At 36.2% G+C, this 15722-nt stretch carries 14 protein-coding genes; 6 read left to right on the top strand and 8 right to left on the bottom strand.

Annotated elements, in window-relative coordinates:
* The first annotated feature begins 93 nt into the window (after window positions 1-93).
* Window positions 94-888 (top strand): type I methionyl aminopeptidase, encoded by a 795-nt coding sequence (map, locus tag EXE10_RS04280; protein ID WP_068974567.1) that lies wholly within the window; start codon window positions 94-96, stop codon window positions 886-888.
* 419 nt (window positions 889-1307) lie between these two features.
* On the opposite strand, the gene EXE10_RS04275 is transcribed toward map, so the two are convergent.
* The 4 genes from EXE10_RS04275 to EXE10_RS04260 form a co-directional block, all read right to left on the bottom strand.
* Entirely contained in the window at window positions 1308-2480 is a 1173-nt protein-coding gene (locus EXE10_RS04275; protein WP_130112473.1) for a benzoate/H(+) symporter BenE family transporter, read from the bottom strand.
* Window positions 2481-2696: 216 nt separating this feature from the next.
* Window positions 2697-3347, bottom strand: a complete 651-nt coding sequence (leuE, locus tag EXE10_RS04270; RefSeq protein ID WP_130112472.1) for a leucine efflux protein LeuE — start codon at window positions 3345-3347, stop codon at window positions 2697-2699.
* 133 nt (window positions 3348-3480) lie between these two features.
* Window positions 3481-4470: a transaldolase gene (tal, locus tag EXE10_RS04265; RefSeq protein ID WP_130112471.1), complete on the bottom strand. Its 990-nt coding sequence runs from the start codon at window positions 4468-4470 to the stop codon at window positions 3481-3483.
* Window positions 4471-4559: 89 nt separating this feature from the next.
* Window positions 4560-5450, bottom strand: coding sequence for a LysR family transcriptional regulator (locus EXE10_RS04260; RefSeq protein WP_130112470.1), 891 nt, complete (start codon window positions 5448-5450; stop codon window positions 4560-4562).
* Between the two features lie 137 nt (window positions 5451-5587).
* Between EXE10_RS04260 and aceI the strand changes: the two genes are divergently transcribed.
* The 5 genes from aceI (at window position 5588) to EXE10_RS04235 (ending at window position 11558) form a co-directional block, all read left to right on the top strand.
* Complete coding sequence (aceI, locus tag EXE10_RS04255) at window positions 5588-6013, top strand: chlorhexidine efflux PACE transporter AceI (protein WP_130112469.1); 426 nt, start codon at window positions 5588-5590, stop codon at window positions 6011-6013.
* Between the two features lie 205 nt (window positions 6014-6218).
* On the top strand, window positions 6219-8288 hold the full coding sequence (locus tag EXE10_RS04250) for a hypothetical protein (RefSeq protein WP_130112468.1): 2070 nt from the start codon (window positions 6219-6221) through the stop codon (window positions 8286-8288).
* Window positions 8289-8417: 129 nt separating this feature from the next.
* Window positions 8418-10133 (top strand): AAA family ATPase, encoded by a 1716-nt coding sequence (locus EXE10_RS04245; protein WP_130112467.1) that lies wholly within the window; start codon window positions 8418-8420, stop codon window positions 10131-10133.
* 39 nt (window positions 10134-10172) lie between these two features.
* Window positions 10173-10541 (top strand): 5-carboxymethyl-2-hydroxymuconate Delta-isomerase, encoded by a 369-nt coding sequence (locus EXE10_RS04240; RefSeq protein ID WP_130112466.1) that lies wholly within the window; start codon window positions 10173-10175, stop codon window positions 10539-10541.
* A gap of 171 nt (window positions 10542-10712) precedes the next feature.
* The gene (locus EXE10_RS04235) at window positions 10713-11558 is read left to right on the top strand and encodes an AraC family transcriptional regulator (RefSeq protein WP_130112465.1); all 846 of its coding nucleotides are present in this window, start codon (window positions 10713-10715) and stop codon (window positions 11556-11558) included.
* Between the two features lie 374 nt (window positions 11559-11932).
* On the opposite strand, the gene thiM is transcribed toward EXE10_RS04235, so the two are convergent.
* The 4 genes from thiM to EXE10_RS04210 all read right to left on the bottom strand — a co-directional run bounded on the left by thiM (window position 11933) and on the right by EXE10_RS04210 (window position 15679).
* Window positions 11933-12799, bottom strand: a complete 867-nt coding sequence (thiM, locus tag EXE10_RS04225) for a hydroxyethylthiazole kinase (RefSeq protein ID WP_130112464.1) — start codon at window positions 12797-12799, stop codon at window positions 11933-11935.
* Window positions 12800-12808: 9 nt separating this feature from the next.
* Window positions 12809-13963, bottom strand: coding sequence for a hypothetical protein (locus EXE10_RS04220; protein WP_068974577.1), 1155 nt, complete (start codon window positions 13961-13963; stop codon window positions 12809-12811).
* 130 nt (window positions 13964-14093) lie between these two features.
* The gene (locus EXE10_RS04215) at window positions 14094-14357 is read right to left on the bottom strand and encodes a hypothetical protein (protein ID WP_087551759.1); all 264 of its coding nucleotides are present in this window, start codon (window positions 14355-14357) and stop codon (window positions 14094-14096) included.
* A gap of 128 nt (window positions 14358-14485) precedes the next feature.
* On the bottom strand, window positions 14486-15679 hold the full coding sequence (locus tag EXE10_RS04210; protein ID WP_087551760.1) for a hypothetical protein: 1194 nt from the start codon (window positions 15677-15679) through the stop codon (window positions 14486-14488).
* Window positions 15680-15722: the final 43 nt, after the last annotated feature.

Raw genomic sequence — 15722 nt, 5'->3', positions numbered from 1 at the left:
AGAAACCCTTTAGATTTCGATAAGTGAATAAGAAAAAGTCCTAAAAATTTTAAAAAGGCATATAATACCGATTCACATTTGCGGACAGATATTATGAAAGCTTCAACAGTCACCATTAAAACTGAACAAGACATTGAGAAATTAAGAGTGTCAGGGCGTTTAGCGGCTCAGGTTTTAGAAATGATCGGTGAATATGTGAAGCCAGGTGTGACGACAGAATATTTAGATGATATTTGTAATGATTTTATTGTAAATACACTTAAAGTCATTCCTGCGAATGTTGGTTATTATGGTTATACCAAAACCACATGTATTTCTCCAAATGAAGTGGTTTGTCATGGTATTCCGTCGAATAAAATTATTATAAATGATGGTGATATTATCAATATCGATGTTGCGATTATCAAAGATGGTTATTTTGGTGATACCAGTCGTATGTACTATGTTGGTCAAATCAAACCTGAAGCGAAAAGGCTGGTTGAAACTACCTATGAAGCAATGGTTGCAGGGATTCATACTGTAAAACCTGGGGCGACATTGGGTGATATTGGACATGCGATTCAAAAAGTGGCACAGCGTGAAGGTTATACAATCGTACGTGAATACTGTGGTCATGGGATTGGTAAGGTCTATCATGAGCAACCTAATGTGTTGCATTATGGTCAAGCGGGGCAGGGTTTAGTCCTGAAAAAAGGCATGGTGTTTACTATCGAACCTATGGTGAATGCAGGGAAAGCCAGCGTTAAAGAGTTAAAAGATGGTTGGACTGTCGTGACTACTGATAAATCTTTATCTGCGCAATGGGAGCATATGGTTGCTGTCACTGAAACTGGTTTTGAGTTGTTAACACCGTGGCCAGAGGGCACCGGTATTTATCCTGAGATTTAGCTTAAGACTAAAGTCTAGATATTTGGGTGTAATTCAGTATTAATTTGTTTTTTGTATTTTAATTCTGATGAATTTGTCACTATTTTGTTGTTTTTGTAGATAAATATTTCATTATTAATAGTTTTAAAGTATTAAATTATCGTTTTTTAGTATTTGTTTATATGTTAATCAACGATTATTATAATAGACAGATTCTATAGCTGTAGTTTCTATTTATGTTGTTTTAAGTTTTCAAGCTTACCCATCCTAGGGTAAGCTTTTTTTTGTCTAAAATTTAGTGCTTCTGATTCCTTTACTACGTATTTAATATGTTTCTATAGATTTTCAGTAGTTTCTTCATTTATTTATATACAAATAAAGAAGAAGATAAGTGCAATTGAACGGTATATTTCTCATGACTTATCTTCGTGTTTAATAGGTCACTTCTTTGCTCTGAAATTTAAAATAATTGAGACAACAAATCCAAACAGCAATCCCCAGAAAGCAGAACCGATTCCAAAAAATTGTACGCCAGAAGCGCAGAATAAGAAGGTCAATAAAGCAGCTTCACGGTCTTTCACTTCATGAAATGCAATTGCGATGTTATGACTAATTGTTCCAAACAATGCAATCCCAGCTAAGGCAACAATGAATAAATGTGGGAAAGACATGAGTAAGCTAGTAAGTGTGGCTGCAAATAAGCCCATTAAAATATAGAAAAAACCACAGCTCATGCCTGCGATATAGCGTTTACTCGGATCAGGATGGACTTGATCATCTAGACTAACGGCTGCACTAATTGCAGCAATATTCACAGTATAGCAACCGAATGGCGCAAGTAAGGTTTGTGCTGTTCCAGTCCAACCAATCAAATGATTAACGTGCGGTTGATAACCATAGCTTTTGATCATGGCGATACCTGGTAAGTATTGTGATGCCATGTTAATGACAAATAAAGGCAATGCTAAACCAAGGATTGCAGACCATGTAAATTCAGGTTTCATCCATACAGGATGTGCAAGCCCCCAATGCAATGTTGGAACATGAAATTCCATAAATAATGGACAAATTAATATTCCAGCAATCACAGTAATGACAATGCAATAACGTGCCCAAAGGCGCTTGGTGATAATATAAACAGCCAATAAGCTTAAAATAAAACCCCAATCATTTTGCATACTGGCAAACAGGGCAATACCAAATTTAAGTAGGACACCTGCAAGCATGGCACTGGTTAAACTTTGCGGAATGTAGGCAAGGATTTTTTCAAAGATACCTAAAAAGCCAAGTATTGCAGTGAGTAAGCCACAGATAAGAAAAGCACCAATTGCTTCGTATAATGTATATCCACTTGCTGTTGCAATGATCAGCGCAAGTGCCGCAGTCGACCATGAGGTCGCTACAGGATATTTAAATTTCCAAGAGAGCAACAGACCTGATAGTCCAATGCCTAAACCAAGTGCCCAAAACCAAGAGGTAATTTGTTCAGGGTTTGCACCGAGCAGTTGCGCTGCCTGGATCACAAGCACTGCGGAAACACTGATGCCAATAAGAAAGGTGATAAAGCCTGCAAATACTGCGGGTATCGAAAAATCTTGGAGAAACTTTTGCATAATCCTTTGCTATGTAATTTACTGTTCGGTTGAAAATGCAAGTATCATACCTGAATCAGTTTGGTGCATATAGATTTGATCGGAATTTAATATTAAATCAGTGAATGATTATAAAAATAATTAAACAAATTCTCAGGCAGAGAGAATAAGATGCTGATATATTTTTAAGGTTGTGAGCGAAGTCGTATAGCCTATTTTTTCAAAAAATAGATGTAGTTACATCGTAGACAAGGCAAGTTTTAAACCAAAGCCACAAAATAAAAGTCCAACTGCGGCAACACAACTGGCCGCTACTCGGTAACGTGCATTAAAGAATGAAGCGAGTTTAACCCCTGAAAAAATCAATATAGTCAAATAGCTCATACTAATAATTTGCAAGATTACTGAAAGTGCTGCGAAGCTTAAGGCAGGGTAAGGGTAGTCTGGATCTACAAATTGAACGAAGAAAGAAAGGTAAAATAAGATCGCTTTTGGATTGAGCAAGCTAATGGTCAGAGCAGTACGAAATGGATGGAATTGCTCTGTAGTAGATGTATCACTGTTGGCTTGAATGTTTTGTGGTTTGCTAAACCATGTTTTGAAACTCGCAATCAGTAAACGTATGCCTAAATACGATAAGTAACTTGCACCAACAATTTTAAGAACCACAAATAGCCATGGGAAAGCATGTAGCAGTGATGCTGCACCTAATACGGTACACAGGATGAGAATTAGATCGCCTGTAAAAACGCCTAAAGCACCGATATAGCCTGTTTTGATGCCAAAACGTGAGGCGATAGACATCACATAAAGCGAGTTTGGACCTGGCAAAATGACAATAAAAATAGTCCCTAAGATATATGTCACTATGTCAGTAATACCAAACACGAGATTCTCACTGTTTAAGAAAGCGAAACAAAAAGCCGAGCTATTATAATAACAAACTCGGCTTCATTTTTGTGAGCAATTGTGGTGCATTATTTAATGATTGTTCAAAGTTTTGAGCAATCTGCTCTATTGCTTAATCAACAAAATCTGCTTCTAAACCAAACGACTGACGCAATAATAGCGCAAGTTGTTCACGTGCTTTAATAAATCCATCAATACCACTTTGTAGTAATTGGAATGCCATTAAATCGGCTTCTAATTGCTGTTTAAATTCAGCTTCAGAGATTTTTTGATGTGGATGTTCTTGGTGTGCATGCGCATGATTAGCACTCAATTGAGATTCAACAACACGTTGATCTTCACCTAATTTTTCAAGTAAATTTGGTGCAACTGTTAATAAGTCACAACCCGCTAAACCGAGGACTTGATCTACGCTACGGAAGCTTGCACCCATCACTTCAGTTTTGATGTCATGTTGCTTGTAGTAATGATAAATTTGTTTTACCGAAAGTACACCAGGATCTTTGTCGATTGCATAGCTGTCTACATTCTCAGCTTTTTTATACCAATCTAAAATACGACCCACAAATGGTGAAATTAAAGTGACTTTTGCATCTGCACACGCATTGGCTTGGTGCAGACCGAATAGCAAGGTCAAATTACAATGAATACCTTCAGCTTCAAGTGCTTTTGCGGCTTGAATCCCTTCCCAAGTAGAGGCGATTTTAATTAAGATACGATCTTGATTGATACCATAATTTTTATATAAGGCTAAAAGCTCTTTGGCTTTAGCAATGGTTTCTTCGGTATTGTAAGACAGTGCCGCATCGACTTCGGTTGAAACACGACCTTCAATCAAATTTAATATTTCTACGCCTAACTTAACAGTAAGAATGTCAATAGTACGTTCTACAAGCGCATCGGTTTGATAACCTTCTTGTTTAGCTTGGCTATAAGCGTCTTCAATTAACGTACGGCTTTCAGGCTGTTGTGCTGCAGCAGTAATTAAAGATGGATTTGTTGTTGCATCCAAAGGACGGAATTGTTGAATTGCGGTTAAATCACCTGTATCAGCAACAATAGTGGTTAAGCGTTTTAATTGATCTAATGCAGATTGTGTCATTGCCGGTTATTTCTTAGTTAAAATATTTGTGATTTTATTTATAACACAATGCCATTTCAGCAAAAGAGTAAAATGTGCTGAAACACACATTATTTTGTATGAATTCGTTGATTTCTGATGTGATTAATCAAAAAACGAGCAGCTGAACCTAAATTACTTTCGCGACTCCAGACTAAATCGACGTAATACTCAAATTTTGGTGTGAAATCGAGCAGGTCTAAAATTTTCAAATTATGTTTAAGTTGAGGATTTTCATTGAACATCTGTAAGGGAAGTACACCCCAGCCAAGTTCTTTCTGAATGAGTGAACAAGCAGAGTGGTGGTTATCAGTCCGCCAATAATTTTTAGAATAGAGCAGTTCGGGCTTAATGGTTCGGTCACGGCTGGCAACGACAATTTGACGTGCTTGTAAAATTTGTTCAAATGTCACTTGTGAATGAACAGATAAGGGATGCTTGATTGCAGCGACAGGTACAAGGACTTCTTTTTTAAATTCAACAAACTGTTCACGGCTTTCGAGAATTTCACGTTCAAACATAAGTGCCAATTGCGCAGTTTGATTCATTAACACTTTCAAAGCATCTTCTTGTGGCGCTGAGAAGATATTGATTTGTAAGCTTGGAAAATGTTCGGCAAGGATTGCGATGTATTCTGTCCAATCGGTGTGTAATAGCTCTGAAACCACCACAATATTCAAATTTGACTCCAAGCCTTCACTGAGCGCAATGGCTTGTTGCTTCCATTGATTCATTTCAATTAAAAGTTGTTCTGTTTTTTCATATAAGCGCTGTGCTTGTGGTGTAGGGACAGGTTCACGTCCTACACGATTAAAGAGTTTTAAGTTTAAATCAATTTCTAAATTGGCGATGGACATGCTGACTGCGGAAGGAACTTTACCGAGTTGTCGTGCAGCCGCAGAAAATGAACCTGTTTCTATCACGGTTTTAAATATAGTGAGTTGTTCTTGGTTAATGTTCATGATTTTCATCGCTCAAATCTGTATTTGCAGAAGCACATTTAAAACAATCTTTCAAAAATATTGAAAGAATCTAACTCGATTGATCAATTTTATAAAAGTATGATGCATTTGTCGAATTAATTAAGAGTGTTTTAAAAATGGTGATTTCCAAAAGAAGGATTGTTCATGCGTTGAGCTATGAGATCATCCTATTGGTGATCATAGCGATTGCATTAAGTTTTATTTTTGAAGTTCCAATGGAAGTTACAGGCACTTTGGGTATTGCCATGGCGGTAACTTCAGTGGTTTGGAATATGATTTTCAATCATTTTTTTGAAAAATATGAACAACGTAAAAAATTACAACGTACGATCCGTGTACGTATCCTGCATGCCATTGGTTTTGAAGGTGGTTTGATGTTAGCGACCATTCCAATGGTGGCGTATGCGATGGATATGACGATTTTACAAGCGATTTTATTAGACTTGGGAATGACCAGTTGTATTCTCGTTTATACCTTTATTTTCCAATGGTGTTATGACTTGGTTGAAGATCGTATGGGAATTAAACCATTACATACTTAAATTCATAAAAATACGTAAAATTTTAGCCAATGCATATTAAGTGTATTGGCTTTTTTATGTTGATTTTTCGATGAATTTTCTGTGTTTACAAGTAAAAACAACTTTAAACAAAGTTTTGCAAAACAGCGATTAAATTCATTGGTAATTAATAACACTTCGCTTAAAATAAAATATTCAATAACGATAAAATCTGTTTGAGGAGCTTATGGTGCAGACAGTGCAAAATCAACTGCCCAATAGACACCAGTTTGCTGCCCAAGAATTGCTTCCAATTTCTGAAACTTTACAAAAAATTTATCTTGATCAGCTAGATTACTTGGTCAGTGTAACTGTCGATAATTTTTTTCAATTTGATGTTCAAAACCATAGTTTTAGTGTGGCAAATGATTTCCTAAAAATTCATATCGATAAAGAAGTTGGTGTGATTTTTGAATCGCAAGTGCAACATTTACATACAACGATTGTAAAACCACTGAATATTGATCGTTTGATTAAATACGTCATTGAAGATGTTTATTTTTATCTGCATAAATATCATGAAATTCATCCCACAGATTTAAAAACAAAAGCGCAAATTATTCGCCAAACTTTGATTGAACAGGTGTTTGAGTGGGTTGATGGTGAGAATAGAGTAGAGCAGTATCTTTATAATATTCAAGAGGATGAAGCCGATAAAATCGATCAACTCTTGATAAAATATGAATATTTTGATCATCCTTATGTGTCAGATTTTGCAAAATACGGCAAGGCGATTCCGTTAAGTGCCGAAATTAATATCAAACATTTGGTATTGATTAATTCTGTACTGGGACAAGAGTTTCTCCCTGTAAATGAATTGGTACAGAAGTTTTATCAATTCTTATTTTGTTTCGAGCAATGTATTCCACAACATTTATTTAGAATTTTTCAATTGCTCTATCCAAACTCAGTACAACTACAGGATGTTATTCGTGATTTTGAAAGTATCAAACTATTGTCAACGCATGCTCAAGAGCAACCACATTTAATTGCATACGCGGGGCGTATGAAACGTGGTTTTTGGCAATATCAGGATTTGCTGAATAAGCAACATTTTTTAAATAATCAGGACGAATATTGGGAATTGGATGATGCTATTCGTTTACCCATTTTTACACTCAAACGTAGTGTGAATTGGTTATTTAAGCAAGATGCATTGCTCAATGATTGGGTGGCAAAGCACCTAGAAGATGTCAATGTTAGAATTACTGTCACTGCTCTGAGCTTTATTGATACTTCAAAAATTAATTCGGTTGTATTACTCGCCGTGCTTAAATATTTTAAAAACGTCGCTGCACGATTGTTTTTAATTAAATGTTATGAATATGCAATTACAAATGAATGGCAAAATGATGTTAAAAATACACGCTATTCATTTTTAAATAATAATTTAAGCCCTAATTCAAATCGGAAAATGATTTCACATTCTTTTTTATATATTGAAGAATGGTTAGATTTTTCAGCTTTGATGTTGGGTGATCAACCTCAGCAGTATAAAAAATTATTCATTAAAATTAATCGTGTGTTACAGGCATATATGCACTTTCTACAAAACATTGTGACTGTTTTGCCAGCAGATTTAGTGCAATATATGGATCTGCATTTACAGCAATATCCACAATTTTTTATTGATCTGCAAAAGCACAATATCAAGGTTGAAGACTTTAGAAAAACATTCAAACATATCAGTCATGATCAACGATCGAATCATAGTATTTTTGATAGTTATGTTTCTGATTATGTTGTGCATTTGTTTAATCAGCATGATGAAATTCACCGAAACGTGACTTGGGCGAGTCTATATCAGCAAGCCAGACATTGGCATGCGCATAATCACTTTGTTGATACCTTATCTAAATTAAAAGAAAAAATCCCCGCAGAGTCGTGGGATCGTGTTGCACCGATGCAAAAGATTTATTTTGAAGATTGGTGTTATGAAGAACTCAATAGTTTAAAGCGCATTATCCAAGAGTCTGTGGTGTTTAAGCATTGTTTGGCAATGTCTTATAGTCAACGAATCGCAGAACGAGAATATGTGGCTTTTCATATGACCCATATCGATGATCCTACACAGGAAATGACTTTAGGTTGTTTTTATAAATTAGGTCGCTTGGAGTTTGATCAATTACGTTTGCCGAATAATCAAATTCCAGAACAGCAATTTCATGTTAAGGCGATGGCATTTATTCAAGATGTGAATCAACATTTAAAGTGGAAAAGTAGTATTCAACCCAATGAGGAATTGGGGAATTTATAATTCTATTTTCCAAAGATTGTAATTTCATGATGACTTAATTCAATCAGCTTTGTTCATTTGGCTTAACTTTTCTGCCAAAAATCGTTAGGCTATAGCCGTCACATTCCCAACTGGTAATTCAAGGCTGTTATGAAACAAGAAACTGCACTCAAACTCATGAAAGCGGGTGAAAATGTCTTTTTGACTGGCTCGGCAGGTGCAGGTAAAACATATACGCTAAATCAATACATCAATTATTTAAAAGTACGTAAAGTGCCTGTGGCGATTACCGCTTCAACTGGGATTGCTGCGACGCATATGAATGGCATGACCATTCACACATGGGCAGGGATTGGGATTAAAGATACGCTTTCCGATGATGATCTAAAACGGATGAAAGAGCGTAAATATTTAAAAGAGCATTTGGAAAATGCCCAAGTGTTGATTATTGATGAAATATCCATGTTGCACGCCAAACAACTGAATTTGGTCAATCAAGTTTTAAAATATTTTAAAGAATCTGATGAAGCTTTTGGTGGCATCCAAGTCATCGCTGCGGGTGACTTCTTTCAGTTACCACCTGTAGGACGAAATGGTGAAAAGAATCGTGATAAATTTTGTTTTATGTCAGATGCTTGGGTCGAAGCCAAATTTCGTGTTTGCTATTTAACAGAACAACACCGTCAGGATGATTCTGCGCTGAACGATATTCTAAATGCTATTCGTTCGCAAAGCATTCAGCAACAACATATTCAAGCTTTACAAAATACGCGAAATCAAGATATTGGTGAAACCTTTACACGTTTATATACCCATAATATGGATGTAGACAGCATCAATTTTCAACATCTCAATGCGATTGAAGGTACTGATCATCAATTTGTTGCGGTGACCGATGGTAATGAAAAGTTGATTGAAACATTGAAATCATCTGTTCGCGCACCTGAAGAATTAACGTTGAAGAAACATGCCAAAGTGATGTTTGTGAAGAACAACTTTGATATGGGCTATATCAACGGAAGTTTGGGTGAAGTCATTGGTTTTGAAGAAGATGATGAAATGGGCATGTTGCCTAAAGTCATAATGACGGATGGTACAACACTTTTAGTCGCACCTGAAACGTGGTCAGTGGATAATGAAGGTGGTAAAACTATCGCCAGTTTGCAGCAAGTTCCATTGCGTTTGGCTTGGGCGATCACCATTCACAAATCCCAAGGTATGACTTTGGAAGCTGCTGAAATTAACTTGAGTCATACTTTTGAAAAGGGGCAAGGTTATGTGGCTTTATCACGTTTAAAGTCAATCAATGGTTTACGTCTACTTGGTTTTAATGATCAAGCTTTGGAGTTAGATAGTTTAGCGATCAAAGCGGATCGTCGCTTTCAGGAATTGTCAGATGAAGCGGTTGAACATTACCTCGATGCTGATTTAACAACACAACACAATGCCTTTATTCGTCACTGTGGTGGCACGTTGAATCCGACAGAAATTGAGCGTAATGAGAAGAAACTTGCGCGCAGTGGTGGTAAAACCAATTATGCATCGGCAACTTTGGATGAAACTCGTGAGCTGTTTGAAAGTGGTTATGAAATTCAAGATATTGCAGTGGAGCGTGGTTTAACGCCTGCAACGATTATCAATCATTTGGCTCGTTTACATCGTGAGCAAGGTTTGGATATTTCAGTTGCTAATCCTGGTGAAGAAGTCGTTGAAAAAGTCCGTGTGATTTATAAGAAATTGATGAAACGCCAAGACCCAAGTCATTTCAATGATGATGGAGCGATTAAGTTACGTCCAATCGTTGATTTGACTAGTCCGAAAATGGGTTATGATCAAGTTCGTTTAGCATTGTTATTTATTGAATAATGTATTCAAGCCAAGTTTAAAAAGGAATTCGGTGATTGTATGCCACAAATGTTTATTGATTATTCTGACAATATTCAGGATTTAAACAAGAAAGAATTAATGTTGGGTTTAAATCATGCGTTGTTTGATACAGGTTTAGTTGCTGAACCGCATGATATAAAAACGCGTATTCAGGAAGTTTCAGATTATTTAATTGGTTTTGAAAATAATGAACACGCATTTATCTTTGTGCGTTTACAAGGTTTGAGTGGACGTACTGAAGCACAAAAAGATTTAATGACTGAAAATTTAGTTCAATATTTACAAGCTTTTAATGGCTATTCTGCGAATGGTTTAGAAGTTCAACTTTGTGTTGAATTTGCAGAAATGCCAAAGGAAATTTATAAGAAAGTACTCCTTAAAAAATAATCGTTTTTTAAGGGTGTAGAATTCAGGTCATTTATTTTTTTTGAATGACTTGAATTAGTCAAAATAAAAATAATGTTTAAAATTAAAACAGATTGCAATAGAGCAATTTCAATCAAGTATCTCTGCGATAGGAAAAGCAAAATAAAGAGATCGAACAACGAGTGATAAGGGATGAGTACTGAAGATAAAATTAAGAAAGTATGTGCCTATATTCAAGAACATTTAGATGATCATTTGAATGTGGATCTTCTGTGTGAAATCGCACATTTATCCAAGTTTCATTTTCATCGAGTCTTTTCTGCATATACAGGTATTACACTGATTAAGTTTATTCAACTCAGCCGTTTAAAAAGAGCATCCTATCATTTGGCTTTTGAGCATCAGTTGAAAATTGTCGACATTGCCTATTTAGCTGGATTTGATAGTCATGAAAGCTTTTCAAGATCATTCAAACGTTGTTTCGGTCAGACGCCAAGTTGCTTTAGAGTAAAACCGAATTGGTTTATTTGGCATCAACAATTTAATTTTGTATTACCTAAAATTGAGAACATTATGAATGTGAGTATTATTGAAAAACCATGTGAAAAAATTGCTTATTTACGTCATCAAGGATCGCCTTTGCTTATTCTTGAAAGTGCAGCAAAGTTTATCGAATGGCGTAAATCTGAAGGATTAGCGGTGCAACAGGATGCAAAAATGTATGGAATTCCGCATTCAGACCCTCAGCTGACACCTGATGCTGATTTTATTTTCGATATTGCTGGGAATGTTGTAAAAGAAGTACCTGAAAATCAATTTGGTGTGAAAAATTCAGAATTACCCGCTGGGAAATACGCCGTGATTCGTCATATTGGCAGTCATGATCGTTTAAATGATTCTGTTTTATTACTCCGAAAATGGTTTACAGAACAATCTTATGAACTTGGTAATTTTCCAATGTATTTTCAGTATTTAAACTTTATTTCAGAAGTGGATGAGCATGAGTTAATGACGGATATTTTTTTGTTATTGAAATAATTGTTATATAAAGTTTGTTGTTAAATATTTGAAAGAAAAATGTCCACTTTAAAATTTTTTAATTCACCTCGGTGGAGTCTTAAATCAAAAGTTTTAATTTAGGGATTTGCCTGCGGCTGGCCCTACTTTTGTTTCGGCAAAAGTAGGCAAAACCATTGTCATCCGCAAAACTCGTCCACTTCCGTCAAAATATTAATTTCATCGCAAAAACATATCTGATTAAAAGTAGTCCTGCCTCAAACACGTTGCGGATGACGTTATCGCGTATCTAATGTTATCGAGAAGTAAAAGATATTTTTATGTTACTCGTATATCTATTATTAAGTCGATGCAATATCGACTTAATCTTTCAATTTTTTTTAAGAAATATAAAATCAAAGAGTTAATACTTCTATATCCACATATTCCCAAATTTTATCCGCATTCAATGTATAAATTTCATCCAAAAAAGCCACATTAAAACTACCAACAGTTTGCGCTTTTTCAAAAGCCAATTTTCCGGCAATCGCAAAATGAATATGTGCTGCAATCGTAGCAATCGTTGGATTCGCAACAGCACAATAAGCTGCGATTAAAGCACCGAGCGCACAACCTGTTGCTGTGACTTTGGGTTGCAGAAAGCTACCGCCATTCACCTGAATCACGGCATTGAGCTCTTTAGACAATATAAAGTCAGATTCACCTGAAATAGCCACACATTCACTATGAGCAAGTAGTGGCAAAGCCTGCAAATAAACTTCATTACTTGAAACAGTGCTATCTACACCTTTAGATTCAACTTGATTGCCTGCTAGTGTACTTATTTCAGACGCATTGCCACGAATGACAGTCGGATTGAGTAAAATCAACTGATCAACCATTTCACTTCGCCATTTTAAAAATGCGCCATAACCCACAGGATCAAGTACCCAAGGTGTATTTTTAGTAGAAGCCGTTTGTGCAGAAATTTGCATGGCTTGCATTTGTTCAGTTGTAGGCGTACCTAGGTTAATACTTAAAGCAGCAGCGATTGAAGCAAAACTTTCCGCTTCAAACGGATTATCAATCATCGCTGGTGATGCACCCGCTGCAAGTAACACATTGGCAGCATAATTGGCAGCAACACTGTTGGTAATGCAATGTACCAAAGGCTGTTGAGTTTGAAGCTCCGTCCAAGCATCAACCACTTTTTGTAAAATTACATCAGTTTGATTATTCAGCTGATCTGCATCATTGAGCGAAAGCGTTTCAGGATGATTCATAACAGCACCTTACTGAGTAAAATAGTGATCTTGATGTTTACAACTACGACACAACAAGGTTACATAATTCTGTGCGTCATACTCAACGGTTAATTCACTTGAACCACAATACATACAACGCTTTTGAGAATAAAAATTCAAACGCGCTTCAATCTTTTTCCAAGACTTCCAAACAGGTTGGAAGAAGATACTTTCATCGTAACCTAAAAAGCGATAGAACAATATTTCACTCATTTTACTGAATGGAATATTGGGCGGGCGAGGGAGCGTAGAGGTTTCCCATTTTTCAGCAATAGCACGTTCACGATATTGCTGAACCGTTTTCTTTAAAATATTGGTATTGATAAAGTTTTCATTACGGACCTGTAAGGCTTTTTTCTGATACAGATATTCAAGTGCTGTTTGGATCAGATAGAAGATTTGCCCAACTGCAAGTGAATCCATCAAACGATAACAAAAGGTTTGGAAATTTTTATTGCCAGAAATTTGAATGCCCCAAGTTCGGCAGTAATACTGTGCAAATTGTACAATTTCCTGATACAGCACCACATACAAAGTATTTTTTACTTCTTCTGAGGTTTTAAATGGCACACCTTGAGTTAAGTTTTCATAGAACCAATGACGAAGCTGTGTGGTAATGCTAAATAAACTGGGCTCAGAATAACCATCTAAACGCACGTTGATATAATACTGATGTGCATTGTCACTAAATTCTTTCGCCACTAAAACATTGTCTTTGATCAATTGATTAAGCAATTGGCTTTGAAAATAGTAGTTAGGTGTAATCGGGTGGTATTTAATGATTTCCCAATCTATAAATTCTTTATGGTTGGTATTTTCATGAACTTGATTGTCCAAAATACTCAATAAAAATAATTTATGTAGAAAACTGAGTTGGTCTAAACCCAATTCAAAATCATCTTTTTTTGCCAGTTTACGCGTTTCTTGTAGACGCGTTTCTTTGATCAGTTTACGGCGTTTATTTTGACAAGTTTCACAGTGGCAATTACGTTGTTGATTGACAAAAACTTGATGCTGACAATGACTACATTGGTGAAAACTCACTTCTTTTTCAAATTCTTCAGCTTCAACAAAATACATACTCGCCTGACACAGTGGACAGAAGGTACTTTCATCAAGCTGTTTTTGCAGAATTTGGAGCATAGTCATTTACAAAATAGAGGATGTTTTGATTATACACATCTTCATGGGGACTGGACGATTTAGTGATTTAAATAAAACGAGCGACCATTTTGATCGCTCGTTATTGATTCGGTAAGTATTCAATTTAAAATTAATAGCTTGCAGGGCAAGGCAACTCATCATCTTCAAAATGGTTCATTTTGGCTTGGAGTAAGGCTTTGGCCTTTTTACGGGATGCTTTGTGCTGTCCGAGTACATCAAACTGCTTCAAAATAGCACTCACTTCATCAGCTTCGAGTGGAATACCTTCACAGGTCATAAACATGGCAATGACTTGGTGATCTAATTTTGCATCATGGAGCATTTGCATCGTCTTGATATTTTCACTACGAACAATATGGTCTTTAAAAATCATGTTGCACCTCATTTGTGATTGAGTCTTTTTATTGTGCGTTATACACACATTTAAACAAGCAAGAACTGTGCGCAAAATGTAGTCAGTTTGAAACGAATGTAACGTTGATCAATCTAGATTGATTTAGATTATCTCGCACCTACGGGCTGGTATAAGCCATCACCTTTGCCAATTTGAGATTGGTAGACTGGAATCCATGGTGCGTAGAGTATGTTTTGTTTCCATTCATTCAATACGATAAATCCATTACGTGCAATCGCGATACGGTCTTGTAAATTTGCAAGATTGGTTGCACTGATCGGTGCACGTATAATCAGATAAGGTGTGAAGATGAGTTTAAATTTATTTACGCCAATGAAGATATCGCCACGTAAACCTAAATTTTCTAAACTCAGCGTAAGCATAAAATCATTAATTTTGGAAAAATCACGCATCAAAGGTTTATCCCACATCGGTTGTAAGATTTTTTCTTGTTCATGAATACCAAAACTAATCGCAGCATCAGTGGCTAATTTTTTAAACTTAGCGGAATTGACACCTGAACGTAAGGCTTCATCATCGGCAATTTTTTGGAGTTGAAAGGCTTGGCTTAGGTTTGCCCCATATGCACTGAGCTCTTGTGCTAAACGTGTTGAATCATAGTGTTGATGCATAACACTTAATCCACCAATATCTGCCATGACGCTTGATTGCCCTTGAATTAGCTCATTATTTGCTTGGCTGATTGTTGCTTGTAAGGTTGGAATACTCATACCAGCAATCACGATATTTTTACCATCTGTCACATTGAGCGGATCAAGTGCATTGGATAATGAATAGGTCAGTGCATAGTTTGAGCGAACATCATTCGCCACAAAAACCCCAAGATTTGCCCAAAAGAATTTCGGATTATTGCGACTGAGGGCATCGTAGTACATCAAAATAAAGGCATTGGTTGCGAGTAAAACTTTTTGTGGTGATTGTTGACCGTAGGTAATGATTGCTAATTGTCTGACTGTAGCAAACTGCTGATGGATCTTGGTACGGATATTTTCATACTGTTGTGGAACAGAACGAATCGTAGGGTCATAAAGCGCAGTTTGATTATTGGCAATATTATATAATTGTTGATAAAGGTTCTTTTCAGCACTGTTCAGATTACGCTGTGCCAAATTAGTCTTTAAGTTGAGGGTAATCTTTGCTAATTGTGCTGCATTGACTTGTGTGACATTACTGCTAGCTGCATACGATGGTATTGAAATGCTGATTGCTGATATAGATGACATACCAAGCGTACATGCGACTAATAGTGACTTGAGAGTTGAGCTATGTTTTGTTTTCATTGCGATGACGACCTTATATTATTTTCGTTTATTTGAAAGCGCA

Origin of the sequence: Acinetobacter sp. WCHAc060033 (assembly GCF_004209125.1) — a bacterium.
Lineage (GTDB): Bacteria > Pseudomonadota > Gammaproteobacteria > Pseudomonadales > Moraxellaceae > Acinetobacter > Acinetobacter wuhouensis.
Note: the sequence above shows the minus strand (reverse complement) of the source record. Positions and strands in the feature narration are given on the sequence as shown.

Bases quoted from the DNA above. Each gene is read 5' to 3' on its own strand.
- map (WP_068974567.1), top strand. From the start codon at position 94: ATGAAAGCTTCAACAGTCACCATTAAAACTGAACAAGACATTGAGAAA.
- EXE10_RS04275 (WP_130112473.1), bottom strand. From the start codon at position 2,480: ATGCAAAAGTTTCTCCAAGATTTTTCGATACCCGCAGTATTTGCAGGC.
- tal (WP_130112471.1), bottom strand. From the start codon at position 4,470: ATGACACAATCTGCATTAGATCAATTAAAACGCTTAACCACTATTGTT.
- EXE10_RS04260 (WP_130112470.1), bottom strand. From the start codon at position 5,450: ATGAACATTAACCAAGAACAACTCACTATATTTAAAACCGTGATAGAA.
- aceI (WP_130112469.1), top strand. From the start codon at position 5,588: ATGGTGATTTCCAAAAGAAGGATTGTTCATGCGTTGAGCTATGAGATC.
- EXE10_RS04250 (WP_130112468.1), top strand. From the start codon at position 6,219: ATGGTGCAGACAGTGCAAAATCAACTGCCCAATAGACACCAGTTTGCT.
- EXE10_RS04245 (WP_130112467.1), top strand. From the start codon at position 8,418: ATGAAACAAGAAACTGCACTCAAACTCATGAAAGCGGGTGAAAATGTC.
- EXE10_RS04240 (WP_130112466.1), top strand. From the start codon at position 10,173: ATGCCACAAATGTTTATTGATTATTCTGACAATATTCAGGATTTAAAC.
- EXE10_RS04235 (WP_130112465.1), top strand. From the start codon at position 10,713: ATGAGTACTGAAGATAAAATTAAGAAAGTATGTGCCTATATTCAAGAA.
- thiM (WP_130112464.1), bottom strand. From the start codon at position 12,799: ATGAATCATCCTGAAACGCTTTCGCTCAATGATGCAGATCAGCTGAAT.
- EXE10_RS04220 (WP_068974577.1), bottom strand. From the start codon at position 13,963: ATGCTCCAAATTCTGCAAAAACAGCTTGATGAAAGTACCTTCTGTCCA.
- EXE10_RS04215 (WP_087551759.1), bottom strand. From the start codon at position 14,357: ATGATTTTTAAAGACCATATTGTTCGTAGTGAAAATATCAAGACGATG.
- EXE10_RS04210 (WP_087551760.1), bottom strand. From the start codon at position 15,679: ATGAAAACAAAACATAGCTCAACTCTCAAGTCACTATTAGTCGCATGT.